The sequence below is a fragment of the Hydrogenophaga electricum genome (assembly GCF_030160815.1).
Taxonomy (GTDB): Bacteria; Pseudomonadota; Gammaproteobacteria; order Burkholderiales; family Burkholderiaceae_C; genus Hydrogenophaga; species Hydrogenophaga electricum.
Genome location: NZ_BSPB01000010.1, coordinates 68,970 through 84,454, shown reverse-complemented (window position 1 = coordinate 84,454; position 15,485 = coordinate 68,970). Strand labels below are relative to the sequence as shown.

At 68.0% G+C, this 15,485-nt stretch carries 12 protein-coding genes and 1 pseudogene; 11 read left to right on the top strand and 2 right to left on the bottom strand.

What is annotated here, in order from left to right; translation table 11 throughout:
* Positions 1-62: 62 nt before the first annotated feature.
* Together QQK43_RS08815 and QQK43_RS08810 are read right to left on the bottom strand one after the other, a co-directional pair.
* Positions 63-3,710 (bottom strand): hydantoinase B/oxoprolinase family protein, encoded by a 3,648-nt coding sequence (locus QQK43_RS08815; protein ID WP_284307456.1) that lies wholly within the window; start codon positions 3,708-3,710, stop codon positions 63-65.
* A 5-nt stretch (positions 3,711-3,715) separates the two neighbouring features.
* Positions 3,716-4,261, bottom strand: coding sequence for a winged helix DNA-binding protein (locus QQK43_RS08810; protein ID WP_234265943.1), 546 nt, complete (start codon positions 4,259-4,261; stop codon positions 3,716-3,718).
* 171 nt (positions 4,262-4,432) lie between these two features.
* Between QQK43_RS08810 and QQK43_RS08805 the strand changes: the two genes are divergently transcribed.
* The 11 genes and pseudogenes from QQK43_RS08805 to QQK43_RS08755 all read left to right on the top strand — a co-directional run.
* Positions 4,433-5,407: a TRAP transporter substrate-binding protein gene (locus tag QQK43_RS08805; RefSeq protein ID WP_234265944.1), complete on the top strand. Its 975-nt coding sequence runs from the start codon at positions 4,433-4,435 to the stop codon at positions 5,405-5,407.
* A 15-nt stretch (positions 5,408-5,422) separates the two neighbouring features.
* Complete coding sequence (locus QQK43_RS08800; RefSeq protein ID WP_284307455.1) at positions 5,423-5,929, top strand: TRAP transporter small permease; 507 nt, start codon at positions 5,423-5,425, stop codon at positions 5,927-5,929.
* The gene (locus QQK43_RS08795; protein WP_284307454.1) at positions 5,922-7,217 is read left to right on the top strand and encodes a TRAP transporter large permease; all 1,296 of its coding nucleotides are present in this window, start codon (positions 5,922-5,924) and stop codon (positions 7,215-7,217) included. Before QQK43_RS08800 ends, QQK43_RS08795 begins: the two co-directional genes overlap by 8 nt.
* 68 nt (positions 7,218-7,285) lie before the next feature.
* Positions 7,286-8,299 carry a recombination-associated protein RdgC gene (locus QQK43_RS08790; protein ID WP_284307453.1) on the top strand — a complete coding sequence of 338 codons (1,014 nt, stop codon included), beginning with the start codon at positions 7,286-7,288 and terminating at the stop codon, positions 8,297-8,299.
* Positions 8,300-8,318: 19 nt separating this feature from the next.
* Positions 8,319-8,702 (top strand): fluoride efflux transporter CrcB, encoded by a 384-nt coding sequence (gene crcB, locus QQK43_RS08785; RefSeq protein ID WP_234265948.1) that lies wholly within the window; start codon positions 8,319-8,321, stop codon positions 8,700-8,702.
* Positions 8,703-9,015: 313 nt separating this feature from the next.
* Positions 9,016-10,278, top strand: coding sequence for a nitronate monooxygenase (locus tag QQK43_RS08780; RefSeq protein ID WP_284307452.1), 1,263 nt, complete (start codon positions 9,016-9,018; stop codon positions 10,276-10,278).
* Between the two features lie 182 nt (positions 10,279-10,460).
* Positions 10,461-10,928 (top strand): (2Fe-2S)-binding protein, encoded by a 468-nt coding sequence (locus tag QQK43_RS08775; protein ID WP_234265949.1) that lies wholly within the window; start codon positions 10,461-10,463, stop codon positions 10,926-10,928.
* Between the two features lie 11 nt (positions 10,929-10,939).
* On the top strand, positions 10,940-13,321 hold the full coding sequence (locus QQK43_RS08770) for a xanthine dehydrogenase family protein molybdopterin-binding subunit (protein WP_284307451.1): 2,382 nt from the start codon (positions 10,940-10,942) through the stop codon (positions 13,319-13,321).
* A 69-nt stretch (positions 13,322-13,390) separates the two neighbouring features.
* Positions 13,391-14,182, top strand: coding sequence for an FAD binding domain-containing protein (locus QQK43_RS08765; RefSeq protein ID WP_284307450.1), 792 nt, complete (start codon positions 13,391-13,393; stop codon positions 14,180-14,182).
* An 8-nt stretch (positions 14,183-14,190) separates the two neighbouring features.
* Entirely contained in the window at positions 14,191-15,177 is a 987-nt protein-coding gene (locus QQK43_RS08760; protein WP_284307449.1) for an AAA family ATPase, read from the top strand.
* Positions 15,178-15,242: 65 nt separating this feature from the next.
* Positions 15,243-15,485: pseudogene (locus tag QQK43_RS08755) on the top strand (vWA domain-containing protein); the annotation flags it as partial.

The window sequence follows — 15,485 nt, the reverse complement described above, 5'->3', positions numbered from 1 at the left end:
CGAAACGATTGGCATCCGTGGCCCGGCAGCGCGCCGGTGCCACGTCCCCAGGCTCCCCCGGCTCAGGCGCTCCCGTAACCCCCACCACCCGGTGTGTGGATCTCGAACACGTCACCCGGCTGCATGTCGACCTGGGCAATATGACCCAGGGCTTCCACACGGCCATCGGCACGCACCACGCGGTTGAGGCCCGGTGCCCCCGGGGCGCCACCCGCCATGCCAAACGCGGGATGCACACGGCCATTGGAGAGCATGCTGGCCGTCATGGGTGACAGGAAGCGTACCCGGCGCACGCCACCGTCGCCGCCGCGCCAGCGCCCTGCCCCCCCCGATCCCGGGCGGATCGCATAACCCTCCAGCCGCACCGGGAAGCGGAATTCCAGCACTTCGGGATCGGTCAGGCGCGAATTCGTCATGTGGGTCTGGACCACACTGGTGCCGTCGAAGCCCCCCACCAGTTCCCCCTGCTCGCCGATTTCGCCCCCCGCCCCGCTGCCGCCCGACAGCGTTTCGTAGTACTGGTGCGTCGCGTTGCCGAAGGTGAAGTTGTTCATCGTCGGCTGCGCGCCGGCCATCACACCCAGCGCGCCGAACAGCGCGTTGGTGATGCAGGATGAGGTTTCCACATTGCCCGCCACCACCGAAGCCGGTGGGTTCGGGTTGAGCATGCTGCCCGGTGGAATGATCACCTCCAGCGGCTTCAGGCAGCCCGCGTTGAGCGGAATGTCGTCCTGCACCAGGGTGCGAAACACATAGAGCACGGCGGCCATGCACACGGCCGTGGGCGCGTTGAAGTTGTTCGTCTGCTGCGGGCTGGTGCCGGTGAAGTCGATCTGCGCGCTGCGCGCCGCCGCGTTCACGCGCACCGCCACGGTGATCTGCGCACCGTTGTCCAGCGGCAGGGTGAAGGCGCCATCCTTGAGGCGCGTGATCACGCGGCGCACGGACTCCTCGGCGTTGTCCTGCACGTGGCGCATGTAGGCCTGCACCACGTCGAGCCCGAACTGATCGACCATCTTGCGCAGTTCCTGCACGCCTTTTTCGTTGGCGGCGATCTGTGCCTTCAGGTCGGCCATGTTCTGCTGCGGGTTGCGGGAAGGATATTCACCGCTTTCCAGCAGCGCGATCATCTCTGCCTCGCGCAGCCGGCCGCCTTCGACCAGCTTGAAGTTGTCGATCTGCACGCCCTCTTCTTCGATGCGCGTGGAAAACGGGGGCATCGACCCCGGGGTCGTGCCGCCGATGTCGGCGTGGTGGCCGCGCGACCCCACGTAGAAGGTGGGCTCGCCGGCCGCGCCGATGTAGACCGGCGTGATCACGGTCACGTCGGGCAGGTGGGTGCCACCGTGGTACGGGTCGTTGAGCACATAGACATCGCCCGGCTGCATGCGGCCCGCGTTCTGCCGGATCACGGTCTTGATGCTCTCACCCATGGAGCCCAGGTGCACCGGCATGTGCGGCGCGTTGGCGATCAGGTTGCCCGCGGCATCGAACAGCGCGCACGAAAAATCGAGCCGCTCCTTGATGTTGACCGAATAAGCGGTGTTCTGCAGTTGCAACCCCATCTGCTCGGCGATGTTCATGAACAGGTTGTTGAACACCTCCAGCAGCACCGGGTCGACCGTGGTGCCCACGGCGTGGCGCGTGGCGCGGGGCACGCGGCGCTCCAGCACCAGATGGTCGAGCGCACTGAGCTGCGCCTCCCAACCCGGCTCCACCACGGTGGTGGCATTCTTTTCGGCGATGATGGCCGGCCCCGGGATCACATCGCCCGGGCGCAGGTCTTCGCGCACCACCAGCGCGGCGTCGAGCCACTGGCCCTCGGCGTACATCCGCACGGTGTCGCGGCGGGGCACCTCGCGCGGCGGGTGCAGCGGATGCCACGGCTCGGCGGGCGCATCCCCCGCCACCACCGCTTCCACCGACACCGCCTCGGCGATCAGCCGCTTGCCCGGCATGAGGAACGCGAAACGCTGGCGGTAAGCGGCTTCGAAGGCCGCTTCGATGGTGGCCAGGTCGCCGAAAGGCACGATGAGCGCGGCATCGCTGCCCTCGTAGCGCACGTGTACCCGGCGGTGCACCTGCACCGCCGAGCGGCTCACCGCCTGCGCCCGCAACTCGTCGCCCGCCGCCTGCGCGAGCGCATCGAGCTGTGCCGAGATCGGCCCGATCGCGGCAGCCTCCAGCACACACTCCACCGCCTGTTCCCTGATCACGTTCTGGTCGGCCAGGCCCATACCGTAGGCACTGAGCACGCCCGCGAGCGGGTGCACAAAAACGCGCTGCATGCCCAGCGCGTCGGCCACCAGGCAGGCGTGCTGGCCGCCAGCGCCGCCGAAACACTGCAGGATGTAGCGCGTCACGTCGTAGCCGCGCGCCACCGAGATCTTCTTGATCGCGTTGGCCATCTGCTGCACCGCGATGCGGATGAAGCCTTCGGCGACGTCTTCGGCCGTGCGGCCGGTCTGCTGCGCGAGGGCGCCGAACTGTTCGCGCACGGCCTCGGCGCTCAGCGCTTCGTCGGCGTTCGGGCCGAACACCCGGGGGAAGTGCGCCGGCTGGATCTTGCCCAGCATCACGTTGGCGTCGGTCACCGCGAGCGGACCGCCGCGCCGGTAGCTGGCGGGGCCGGGGTTGGCACCCGCACTCTCGGGGCCGACGCGAAAGCGCGCACCGTCGAAGCTCAGGATGGAGCCTCCACCCGCGGCCACGGTGTGGATGCTCATCATGGGCGCGCGCATGCGCACGCCCGCCACCTGGGTCTCGAACTCGCGCTCGAACGCGCCCGCGTAGTGCGACACGTCGGTCGAGGTGCCGCCCATGTCGAAACCGATCACCTTGATGTCGTGGCCCGGGGCGGCCGCAGAGCCGCCAAAGGCCAGCTCTGCGGTCCGTGCCATGCCCACGATGCCGCCCGCCGGGCCGGAGAGGATCGCGTCCTTGCCCTGGAACCGGTGCGCATCGGTCAGCCCGCCGCTGCTCTGCATGAAGAACAGCGGCACACCCGGCATCTCGCGGGCCACCTGGTCGACGTAGCGGCGCAGGATGGGCGACAGATAGGCGTCGACCACCGTCGTGTCGCCGCGACTGACGAACTTCATCATCGGGCTGGTGGCGTGCGAGGTGCTCACCTGCGTGAAACCCACATCCCGGGCCAGCCGCGCGGCCGCTGCCTCGTGGTCGGTGTAGCGGTAGCCGTGCAGAAACACGATGGCCACGCTGCGCAAGCCGGCATCGAACGCCGCCCAGAGGCGCTCGCGCAGATGGGCTTCGTTCAGCGGCTCGATCAGTTCACCGTTCGCGCCCACGCGCTCCTGGGCCTCGATCACGCGGCTGTAGAGCAGCTCGGGCAACACGATGTGGCGGTCGAACAGGCGTGGCCGGTTCTGGTACGCAATGCGCAGCGCATCGCGGAAGCCGCGCGTGGTCACCAGCAGCGTGGGCTCGCCCTTGCGCTCGAGCAAGGCGTTGGTGGCCACCGTGGTACCCATCTTCACGCAGGCCACCTGCGCCGGTGTCACGGCTTCCCCGGGCGGCAGGCCCAGCAGGTGGCGGATGCCGGCCACTGCGGCGTCGCGGTACTGCTCAGGGTTCTCCGACAGCAGCTTGTGCGTGACCAGCGTGCCGTCGGGGCGCCTGGCCACGATGTCGGTGAAGGTGCCGCCGCGGTCGATCCAGAACTGCCAGCGGGTGTCGGGTGTGGTGGCCATGGTGTTCACAAGGAAGCGGCCGAGCGGGCGGCCTGGTCGTAGATGCCGGAGAGCACGCGCAGCAGGCGCGCGAGCTGTCCGATGTCGCGGTTGAGCGAATCGTCCGCCTTGAGCGCATGGATCAGGCAGGTTTCCCGGATTTCCCGATAGCGCGCCACGTACGCCTTGCCCGCTTCGGTGGGGCCGTAGGTGACCTCTTTGCCATTCTTGGTCGAGGTGACGACGCCCAGGCCCTGCAATTTCTTGAGCGCGTAGTTGATCAGGTGCGTGTCTTCCACATTCATGATGAAGGCGATGTCGGACAGGCGCTTGTCCCGCGCGCGGTGGGTGACGTGGTGCAGCACCAGCACGTCGAGCGCGGTGAGGTCCTTGAGACCGGCCGCACTCATGCAGTGCACGATCCAGCGGTGAAACGCGTTGCCCGAAACGATGAGCCCGAACTCGAACTCGCTCATCTCGGCGCTCTGGGGTGAGACCAGGTGCGCCGAAGACACGATGGGATGCGCCGCGGAGGCGCTGACTGGCTTGGAGCTTGCTTGGGACTTGGCCATGACAGAACGGGCAGCAGGAGAGGATGCCAGTTTAGATTTTTCGTCAATGATTTGCCAACAAATTATTGACATACAGGGAAAACACGAATCACACTTGCCCCTCCCGCAGCCAGAATCCCTGACGCCCCGGGCTCGGGCCCATCGAGTCTTCAACCTACCGGAGTCGCCGACATGAAACGCCGTTGCTTTCACTTCACCCTGGCCGCCAGTGCCCTGGCCCTGAGCCTGCCCGCACTGGCCCAGACCAAGTGGGACCTGCCCGCCGCCTACCCGGCCACGAACTTCCACACGGTCAACCTGACGCAGTTCGCCAGCGACGTGGACAAGGCCACGGGCGGCAAGCTCAAGATCACCGTGCACGCCAACGCTTCCCTGTTCAAGGCCCCGGAAATCAAGCGTGCGGTGCAAGGCGGCCAGGCCCAGGCCGGCGAAATCCTGCTGCCCAACTTCCAGAACGAATGGCAGATCTTCGGTGCCGACGGCATCCCCTTCCTGGCCGACAGCTACGACGAATCGCTCAAGCTCTACAAGGCCCAGAAGCCACTGCTGGACAAGAAGCTGGGTGAACAGGGCATGATGCTGCTGTACGCTGTGCCGTGGCCCCCGCAGGGTCTGTACAGCAAGAAGCCGATCAACAGCGCGGCCGACCTCAAGGGCGCCAAGTGGCGCGCCTACAGCCCGGCCACCGCCCGCATCGCCGAACTGGTGGGTGCCCAGCCGGTGACCGTGCAGGCGGCCGAGCTGTCGCAGGCCCTGGCCACGGGCGTGGTCGAAGCGAACATGACCTCCGGCGCCACCGGCATGGACAGCAAGCTCTACGAGCACCTGAAGCACTACTACGACGTGCAGGCCTGGCTGCCCAAGAACGCGCTGCTGGTGAACAAGAAGGCCTTCGACGCGCTGGACAAGCCGGTGCAGGAGGCCGTGCTCAAGGCCGCGGCCGAGGCCGAAACCCGCGGCTGGGCCGCCTCGCAGAAGGTCAACACCGACACCCTGGCCGGCCTCAAGACCAACGGCATGAACGTGGCCCCGCCCTCCCCTGCGCTCAAGGACGATCTCAAGAAGGTCGGCGACACCATGCTCAAGGAATGGCTGGACAAAGCCGGCCCCGATGGCCAGGCCCTGCTGGACGCCTACCGCAAATAAGCCTTCAGGCCCGCCATGAGAAAACTGCTCGACGGGCTCTACGACGGGGCGGCCTGGCTGGCCGCCCTGTGCATGATCGGTGTGCTGGCGATGGTGCTGCTCTCCATCGTCAGCCGCCTGGTGGGCTGGCACGTGCCCGGCACCGACGCCTACGCCGGCTACGCCATGGCCGGGGCCGGGTTCCTGGCGCTGGCGCACACGCTCAAGCGCAACGAACACATCCGTGTCACGCTGATCATCGGTCGCCTCACCGGTTCGGCCCGCAAGGGCATGGAAATGTGGGCCCTGAGCGTGGCGGTGCTGCTCTCGGGCCTGTTCGCGTACTACGCGGCGCGGCTGGCCTGGCAATCGCACGCCTTCCACGACATCTCCACGGGCAACGACGCCACCCCGCTGTGGGTCCCGCAACTGGCCATGGTGGCCGGCACCTGGGTACTGTTTATCGCCTTCGTGGACGAATGGGTGCTGGAATGGCGCGGACAGCGGCGCCTGAACGACTCACAGGAGACCCATCATGAGTGACATGGCCATCACCGGCCTGCTGGTCCTGACCCTGTTCCTCCTGCTGGGCAGCGGCGTGTGGATCGGCCTCACGCTGGCCGGCGTGGCCTGGATCGGCATGGAGCTCTTTTCCTCGCGCCCGGCGGGCGACGCCATGGCGGTGACCATCTGGGGCTCGGCCAGCAGCTGGACGCTGACCGCGTTGCCGCTGTTCGTGTGGATGGGCGAAATCCTCTTCCGCACCAAGCTCTCGGAGAGCATGTTCCGCGGTCTGGCGCCGTGGGTCAATGTGCTGCCGGGCCGGCTGCTGCACACCAACATCCTGGGCAGCACCATCTTCGCTGCGGTGTCGGGCTCGTCGGCCGCCACCTGCGCCACGATCGGCAAGATGACCATCCCGGAACTGTCGCAACGCGGCTACCCCCCGGAAAAGATCGTCGGATCGCTGGGCGGCGCCAGCACGCTGGGGCTGCTGATCCCGCCCTCGATCATCATGATCGTCTACGGCGTCGCCGCCGAGGTGTCGATCGCCAAGCTGTTTGTGGCAGGGGTGCTGCCTGGCCTGCTGCTGGCCGCGCTGTTCTCCGGCCACCTGATGGTCTGGGCCCTGCTCAACCCCGACAAGGTGCCCAAAGCGGATGCCGGCCTGTCGTTCGCCCAGAAGCTGGCCGAGTCGCGCCACCTGATCCCGGTCGTGCTGCTTATCGGCGGCGTCATCGGCACCATCTACACCGGCATCGCCACCGCCACCGAAGCCGCTGCCGTGGGCGTGGTCGGGGCGCTGATCCTGTCGGCCAGCCAGGGCTCGCTCAACGCGGCCACGTTCAAGGCCTCGCTGCTCGGCGCCACGCGGCTGTACTGCATGATCGCGCTGATCCTGGCCGGCGCCGCGTTCCTGACGCTGGCCATGGGCTACATCGGCCTGCCCCGCCACCTGGCGGAGTTCGTCGGCAGTCTGGGCCTATCGCCCGGTGCCCTGCTGCTCGCACTGGCGCTGTTCTACATGCTGCTCGGCTGCTTTCTCGACGGCATTTCCATGATCGTGCTGACCATGGGCGTGATCCTGCCGACCGTGTCGGCGGCCGGCATCGACCTGATCTGGTTCGGCATCTTCGTGGTGATCGTGGTGGAAATGGCGCAGATCACGCCGCCGGTCGGCTTCAACCTGTTTGTGCTGCAAGGCATGACGAAACGCGAAATCACCTGGATCGCCAGAGTCTGCGCGCCGTACTTCTTGCTGATGGTGCTGGCCCTGCTGCTGTTGTGGTGGTTTCCGGGGCTGGTGAACTGGCTGCCTTCCCGGATGTGAGCGCCACTTCCTCTAAGATGATCGCCCCGCACCGGCCGGTGACGGGGCTTTTTTTTCGGATAGTTGCCTTGTTCAAGAACGTGACCCTCTACCGCCTGGCCCCCGGCTGGGCGCCCTCCCTGGAAGACATGGAAGCCGCCCTCGATCCGGCTCGTTTCGTGCCCTGCGGCGCGACGCAGGACAAGTCGATCGGCTGGGTGCCGCCGCGTGGCGAAGAACACGGCCCCCTGGTCGAATCGGTCAACGGCCAGCGCATCCTGCGCCTGGCCATCGAAACCAAGGCCGTGCCCGGCGCCGTGGTGCGCAAGAAGGCCCAGGAAGCGGCCGACCACATCGAAGCCACCACCGGCCGCAAGCCGGGAAAAAAGGAAACCAAGGCCCTGCGTGAGGACGCGCTGCTGGCGCTGCTGCCGCAGGCCTTTGCCCGCCAGGGCCAGATCGGGGTCTGGATCGACCTGGAAAACGGCTGGCTGGTGACCGACGCCGGCAGCCAGGGCAAGAACGACGAAGTGGTCACCGCCCTGGTGCGCGCCTTCGACGGCCTCGCCCTGGGCCTGCTGCAGACCGCGGTCTCACCGCAAACGGCCATGACGGCCTGGCTGTCGGCGCAGGATGCCGATGAATGGCCTGCCGGGATCGCGGTGGAGCGCGAATGCGAACTGCGTTCGGCCGACGAGGAAAAGTCCGTGGTGCGCTTCACGCGCCACCACCTGCTCAACGACGAGGTGCGCAAACACGTGGCCGAGGGCAAGCTGCCCACCAAGCTCGCGATGAGCTGGGAAGGCCGCGTCGGTTTCGTGCTGACCGAAGGGCTGCAGCTCAAGAAAGTGAATTTTCTGGACGGGGTGTTCGACGACCGCCCCAGCGGCGACGACGAGGACGCCTTCGACACCGACGTGGTGCTGGCCACCGGTGAGCTGCGCCAGCTCATCCCCGCGCTGGTCGAGGCACTCGGTGGCGAACTGCCCCCGGGCAGCGCCGCCCCGGTGAGCCCGCCAGCCAGCGCCGCATCGGGCACCACGACCACGGGCAAGGCCGCCCCGCTGGCCACGGTGGCCGACGACGACAGCCCCCCGTTCTGATCGCCAGACCTGAGCCCCCATGCCCACCGTCCTCGCCATCTGCATCGGCGCCAGTCTCGGCGCCCTGTCCCGCTGGCAACTCGCGCAGTGGCTCAACCAGGGCCACGCCGTGCTGCCCTGGGGCACCCTGGCTGCCAACTGGCTGGGGGCGTGGCTCATCGGCCTGGTGGTGGCAGCCCTGCAGGCCCTGCCCGACATCGACCCCGTCTGGCGGCTGGCGCTGGTCACGGGCTTCCTCGGTGCGCTGACCACCTTCTCGACCTTTTCGGTCGAAGTGGTGTCGCTGCTCCAGCATGGCCGCATCGGGCTGGCCCTGGCCAATGCCGCCTTGCACCTGCTGGGCTCGCTGACACTGACCTGGCTGGGACTGCAAGCAGGCAGCCGCTGGTTCGGCCAGGGCTGACCGGTCTTCCCTAATCCAGAGACTTTGGTCTGCCCCTGGCCAGAACAAACACCCAAACCGGTATTTTTCGCCCGCCAAAGCAGGAAGGAAACCGCATGAAGCGCACCATCTCGCGCCGGCTGGTGCCAACCGAACAGCGGCGCCACCCTCGCAAAAGCGGCGCCCGGCGAGCGCACGCTGCGCGCCCGCTCCTTGTGCCAGGTCAACAGGCCGGTTCGCGTGCCTTGGGGATACTGCAGGGTTTCGCGCCCCAAGCACGGATAATGCAGGGTTGCCGTTGGCAGTCCTGCCGACGCCCCTCGTGAACTGAATGATGAAAAGACTGGACGACTTCCGCCTGCGCATGGGCCGCGATGAATTGGTGCCCATCATGATTGGCGGCATGGGCGTGGACATCTCCTCGGCCGACCTGGCGCTCGAAGCCGCCCGCCTCGGTGGCGTGGGCCACATTTCCGACGCGATGATCAAGACGGTCACCGACCGCCGCTACCAGACCAAATACGTCAAGGCCAAGCAGGCCCAGTACAAGCACAACATGACCTCGTCGGACAAGTCCGAGGTCAAGTTCAATCTGGGCGACCTGGCCGAAGCCACGCGGCTGCACGTGCAGCACACCATGGAACGCAAGCGCGGCAACGGCATGGTGTTCATCAACTGCATGGAAAAGCTGACGATGAACGCCCCCAAGGACACGCTCAAGATCCGCATGGCTTCCGCGCTGGACGCCGGGATCGACGGCATCACGCTGGCGGCCGGCCTGCACCTGGGTTCGTTCGCCCTGATCGAGGACCACCCGCGTTTCCGCGACGCCAAGCTGGGCATCATCGTCTCCAGCCTGCGCGCGCTGCAGCTGTTCCTGAAGAAGAATTCGCGCCTCAACCGCCTGCCCGACTACGTGGTCGTCGAAGGTCCGCTGGCGGGCGGCCACCTTGGCTTCGGCATGGACTGGGCGCAGTACGACCTGGCCACCATCGTGGCCGACATCCGTGCCTGGCTGGTGGCCGAACAGCTCGACATCCCCCTGATCCCGGCCGGCGGCATCTTCACCGGCAGCGACGCGGTGCGCTTCCTGGAAAACGGCGGCGCGGCGGTGCAGGTGGCGACCCGCTTCACCGTCACGCGCGAATGCGGCCTGCCCGACGACGTCAAGCAAGAGTATTTCAAGGCCGACGAAGACGACATCGAGGTCAACGAAATTTCGCCCACCGGCTACCCGATGCGCATGATCAAGGCCAGCCCCGGCATCGGTGACGGCATTCGCCCGAACTGCGAGGCCTATGGCTACCTGCTCGACGCCAACGGCAAGTGCGCCTACGTCGACGCCTACTACCGCGAACTCGCCGCCCACCCGGGTGAAAAGCGCATCTCGGTGAAGGACAAGACCTGCCTGTGCACGCACATGCGCAACTTCGCCATCTGGACCTGCGGCCAGACCGCCGGGCGCCTGAAGGCGACCACGGTGCGCGCGGCCGACGGCAGCTACCAGCTGCTCAGCGCCGAACACGTGTTCAACGACTATCTGCTCAGCACCGACGACCAGATCCGGCTGCCCGAGCCCGAAACCGCGCTGGCCTGAGCGCCCCCGGTGCCCGCTTCGGCCGGGCACCGGCCTGATGCGCTGCAACAAGCGCGTCTCAATTTGAGAATCCTTGCGCCCGGGCGCGGCGATCCCCGCCGAACCAAGGGTTTCCACGCAGCCCGTCCGCGGGACGGCGTGATTCACTGCATCTTGCCCCTCGACAACATCAGGAGACAAGCATGCAGGTTGAACTCAAGGTCAACGGCAAGGCCGTGACCGTGACCGCGGCGCCCCACACGCTGCTGGTCCAGGCGCTGCGCGAGCATCTCAAGCTCACCGGAACCCATGTGGGTTGCGACACGGCCCAGTGCGGCGCGTGCACCGTGCTGATGAACGGCAAGGCCGTCAAGTCCTGCAACCTGCTGCTGGCCCAGGCGGGCGGCAGCGAGGTCACGACCATCGAAGGTCTGGCCCAGGCGGACGGCACGCTGCACCCGATGCAGGCGGCCTTCAAGGAGTGCCATGGCCTGCAATGCGGCTTCTGCACCACCGGCATGGTCATGAGCGCGGTCGACCTCTGCCGGCGCCGCCCCGACGCCAACGAAACCGAAGTGCGCGAGATGCTGGAAGGCAACCTCTGCCGCTGTACCGGTTACCAGAACATCGTCAAGGCCGTGGTGCAAGGCGCCGCGGCCATGAAAGCCTGAGGAGCGCGGACATGGGTGCCACCGACTTTGCCAAGCTGCCGCACATCGGCGAATCCGTCCGCCGCAAGGAGGACTACCGCTTCCTCACCGGGGCCGGCCAGTACACCGACGACATCGCGCTCGCCGGGACCACGTATGCCGTGTTCGTGCGTTCGCCGCATGCGCACGCCAGGATCAATGGCGTCGACAAATCGGCCGCGCTGGCCGCCCCGGGCGTGATCGGCGTGTTCGACGGCGCCGACGTCGCGGCCGACAAGATCGCCGGTCTGCCCTGCGGCTGGCTGATCACCAGCACCGACGGCACGCCCATGAAAGAGCCTGCCCACCCCATCTTGGCCCAGGGCAAGGCGCGTTACGTGGGCGACCACGTGGCCATGGTGGTCGCCGAAACGCTGGAACAGGCGCGCAACGCGGCCGAGCTGATCAACGTCGACTACGAACCGCTGCCGGCGGTGGTCGACGTGCGCGACGCGCAACAGGCCGGTGCCAGCGCGGTGCACACCGAAGCACCCGACAACCACTGCTACAAGTGGGCCATCGGCGACAAGTCGCAGGTCGATGCGGCGTTCGCCAATGCCGCCCACGTCACCCGGCTGGACCTGACCAACAACCGCCTGGTGCCCAACGCCATGGAGCCGCGCGCGGCCATCGGCCACTACAGCCGGGCCACCGACGAATACACGCTCTACGTGGCCAACCAGAACCCGCACGTCGAGCGGCTGCTGATGACGGCCTTCGTGATGGGCCTGCCCGAGCACAAGGTGCGCGTCATCGCACCCGACGTGGGCGGTGGTTTCGGCTCCAAGATCTACCTCTATGCCGAGGACGTGTGCCTGACCTGGGCGTCCAAAAAGCTCAACCGGCCGATCAAATGGACCTGCGAGCGCGCCGAGGCCTTCCTGTGCGACGCGCACGGCCGCGACCACGTCAGCCACGCCGAACTGGCGATGGACAAGGACGGCAAGTTCCTGGCCCTGAAGGTGCACACCGACGCCAACCTGGGAGCCTACCTGTCGACCTTCGCCTCGGCCGTGCCCACCATCCTCTACGCCACCCTGCTGGCCGGCCAGTACACCACGCCGCAGGTGTATGTGGAGGTGGACGCCTGGTTCACCAACACCGCCCCGGTCGACGCCTACCGCGGCGCGGGCCGGCCCGAAGCGACCTACCTGCTTGAGCGCATCGTCACCCGCGCCGCTTGGGACATGGGCCTGAGCCAGGACGAAATCCGGCGCCGCAACTTCATCACCCAGTTCCCGTACCAGACACCGGTGGCGCTGCAGTACGACACAGGGGACTACCCCGCCTGCCTGGAACAGGCCAACCAGTTGGCCGACGTGGCCGGCTTCCCGGCGCGCCAGGCGGCGTCCAAGGCCCGGGGCCTGCTGCGCGGCATCGGCTACAGCAGCTACATCGAAGCCTGCGGCCTGGCGCCTTCCAACATCGCCGGGGCGCTGGGCGCGCGCGCCGGCCTGTTCGAATGCGGCGAAGTGCGCGTGCACCCCACCGGCAGCGTGACGGTGTTCACCGGCTCGCACAGCCACGGCCAGGGGCACGAGACCACGTTCGCGCAGGTCGTGGCCTCGCGCCTGGGCCTCACGCCCGACCAGGTCGACATCGTGCACGGCGACACCGGCCGCGTGCCCTTCGGCATGGGCACCTACGGCTCGCGCTCGATCTCGGTGGGCGGCGCGGCCATCATGCGCGCGCTGGACAAGATCGAGGCCAAGGCCAAGAAGATCGCGGCCCACCTGATGGAAGCCAGCGACGCCGACGTCGACTTCACCAATGGCGAATTCACCGTCAAGGGCACCGACAAGAAGGTCACGTTCGGCCAGGTCGCGCTCACCGCCTACGTGCCGCACAACTACCCGCTGGACAAGCTGGAGCCGGGCCTGAACGAGACCGCGTTCTACGACCCGACCAACTTCACCTACCCGGCCGGCACCTACATCTGCGAGGTCGAGATCGACCCCGAGACCGGTGTGGTGCGCGTGGACCGCTTCACCGCGGTGGACGACTTCGGCACCATCATCAACCCGATGATCGTCGAAGGCCAGGTGCACGGCGGTCTGGTGCAGGGCATCGGCCAGGCCCTGCTGGAAAACTGCGTCTACGACCGCGAGACCGGGCAACTGGTCACCGGCTCGTTCATGGACTACACCATGCCGCGCGCCGACGACTTCCCCGAGTTCAAGCTGGGCCACGTCTGCACGCCCTGCACCACCAACCCGCTGGGCACCAAGGGCTGTGGCGAGGCCGGGGCCATCGGCTCGCCGCCGGCGGTCATCAACGCCGTGCTCGATGCCCTGGCGCCACTGGGCGTCAAGGACCTGGACATGCCCGCCAGCCCGCACCGCGTGTGGGAGGCCATTCAGGCGGCCCGGTCGTGATCCCGAGGAGCGCCGCCCGTGGTGGCGGCGCCCCGCGGCCAGCCCATTTCCTTCGAGGAGCAGATCCCCATGTATGCCTTCACCCTTGAACAGCCCACCACCCTGGCCCAGGCCCTGCAGCAGATCGGCGCGGGCGGGCAGGCCCTGGCCGGAGGCCAGACCCTGATCGCCTCGCTCAAGCAGCGCCTGGCGCAGCCCGAAACCCTGATCGACCTGGGCCTAGTGCCCGAACTCGCGGGCATCCGCCGCGAAGGTGCCGGGGTGATGATCGGTGCCATGACGCGCCATGAAGCCGTGGCCGGCAGTGCCGATGTGCAGCAAGCCATCCCCGCACTCGCGGCCCTGGCCGGGGGCATCGGCGACCGGCAGGTGCGCGCCATGGGAACGCTCGGGGGCTCGGTCGCCAACAACGACCCGGCCGCCGACTACCCCGCCGCCGTGCTCGCTCTGGGCGCCTCGGTGCACACCGACCGGCGCCAGATCGCGGCCGACGACTTCTTCCAGGGCATGTACACCACCGCGCTGGAACCGGGCGAGCTCATCAAGGCCATTCACTTCCCGGCGCCGCGCAAGGCCGGCTACGCCAAGTTCCGCCAGCCGGCCTCGCGCTTTGCGCTGGTGGGCGTGTTCGTCGCCCAGACCGACAGCGGCGTGCGCGTGGCCATCACCGGCGCCGGCAACGGCGTGTTCCGCCACGCGGGGCTGGAAGCCGCACTCAACGCCAGCTTCACGCCGCAAGCCGTGGACGCGGTGGCGGTGGATGCCAGCGAGCTCAACAGCGACCTGCACGCCAGCGCCGCCTACCGGGCGCAACTGATCAAGGTACAGGCCCGCCTCGCGGTGGCCCGGGCCAACGGCTGAACGCGCCCATGACGGCAGGCCAAGGCCCCGCACCCCCGCCCTCCGCCGCCGGTTCGATCGACGCGCTCACCGCCGCGCTGGTGGCCCAGGGCTACCACGCGCCACGGGCGCTGGTGACTGCGGTCTTTCTGGCCCTGCGGCTGGAGCGGCCGCTGCTGCTCGAAGGCGAACCCGGCGTGGGCAAGACCGAACTGGCCAAGGCCCTGGCCCGGGTGCTGGGGCGTCCGCTGATCCGCCTGCAGTGTTACGACGGCATGGAGCAGCGCGAAGCCCTCTATGAATGGAACCACACGGCCCAGTTGCTGCACATGCGTGCGGCGGAACTGAGAGTGCCCACGTTCGGCACGGGCGGGGCCGCCGAAGAGGCTGCCGCCCCCTCGGCGCGGTCTGGCGGCGGCGGTGCCAGCCCGGAGCAGATCGAGCGCGAGGTCTACCAGGAGCGCTACCTGATCCGCCGCCCCCTGCTGCAGGCACTGCAGGCCCCGCCACCGGGCGCGGTGCTGCTGATCGACGAGGTGGACCGGGCCGACGAGCCCTTCGAAGCCTTTCTGCTCGAATACCTGGGCGAATACCAGGTCAGCATCCCGGAACTGGGCACCATCCGCGCGCAGGCCACGCCCGTGACGCTGCTGACCAGCAACCGCACGCGCGACCTCAACGACGCCGTCAAGCGCCGCTGCCTGTACCAGTGGATGGACTACCCCGACCGCGAGCGCGAACTCGCCATCGTGCGCAGCCAGGTGCCCGACGCGGGCGATGCGCTGTCGGCCCAGGTCAGCGCCTTTGTGGGCCGCCTGCGTTCGCAGCCCTTTGCCAATGCCTTCCAGCGCGCGCCAGGTATCGCCGAAAGCGTGGAATGGGCCAAGGCCCTGGTGGCACTGGACACGCTCGTGCTCGACCCGGAAGTGGTGCAGGGCACGGCCGGCATCTTGTTCAAGCAGCGCGAAGACGTGGCCGCGCTGCTGCCGCTGATCGACCAACTGCTCGCCGCATGAACCGCGCCCCGTTTTCCTCAGCCCCCCGGGCGGCACCCGCCCCGTCCCCCGCCATCTGAGGCGCCATGCAGCTCGGCGACGCCCGCAGCGGCAAGCTGCCCGACAACCTCACCGGCTTCGGCCGGGCGCTGCGCCGCGCCGGCGTGCCGGTGGACAGCAGCCGCCTGGCCCTGGCCCAGGCGTCGCTGCGCTGGGTCGGGCTGGAGCGCCGCGACGACCTGCGCGCCGCCCTGCAGGCCGTGCTGATCAGCCGGCCGCAGGACATCGAGGTCTTCCAGCAGCTGTTCGAAGCCTGGTTCCGCAGCCCC

Bases quoted from the DNA above. Each gene is read 5' to 3' on its own strand.
- QQK43_RS08815 (WP_284307456.1), bottom strand. From the start codon at position 3,710: ATGGCCACCACACCCGACACCCGCTGGCAGTTCTGGATCGACCGCGGC.
- QQK43_RS08810 (WP_234265943.1), bottom strand. From the start codon at position 4,261: ATGGCCAAGTCCCAAGCAAGCTCCAAGCCAGTCAGCGCCTCCGCGGCG.
- QQK43_RS08805 (WP_234265944.1), top strand. From the start codon at position 4,433: ATGAAACGCCGTTGCTTTCACTTCACCCTGGCCGCCAGTGCCCTGGCC.
- QQK43_RS08800 (WP_284307455.1), top strand. From the start codon at position 5,423: ATGAGAAAACTGCTCGACGGGCTCTACGACGGGGCGGCCTGGCTGGCC.
- QQK43_RS08795 (WP_284307454.1), top strand. From the start codon at position 5,922: ATGAGTGACATGGCCATCACCGGCCTGCTGGTCCTGACCCTGTTCCTC.
- crcB (WP_234265948.1), top strand. From the start codon at position 8,319: ATGCCCACCGTCCTCGCCATCTGCATCGGCGCCAGTCTCGGCGCCCTG.
- QQK43_RS08780 (WP_284307452.1), top strand. From the start codon at position 9,016: ATGAAAAGACTGGACGACTTCCGCCTGCGCATGGGCCGCGATGAATTG.
- QQK43_RS08775 (WP_234265949.1), top strand. From the start codon at position 10,461: ATGCAGGTTGAACTCAAGGTCAACGGCAAGGCCGTGACCGTGACCGCG.
- QQK43_RS08770 (WP_284307451.1), top strand. From the start codon at position 10,940: ATGGGTGCCACCGACTTTGCCAAGCTGCCGCACATCGGCGAATCCGTC.
- QQK43_RS08765 (WP_284307450.1), top strand. From the start codon at position 13,391: ATGTATGCCTTCACCCTTGAACAGCCCACCACCCTGGCCCAGGCCCTG.
- QQK43_RS08760 (WP_284307449.1), top strand. From the start codon at position 14,191: ATGACGGCAGGCCAAGGCCCCGCACCCCCGCCCTCCGCCGCCGGTTCG.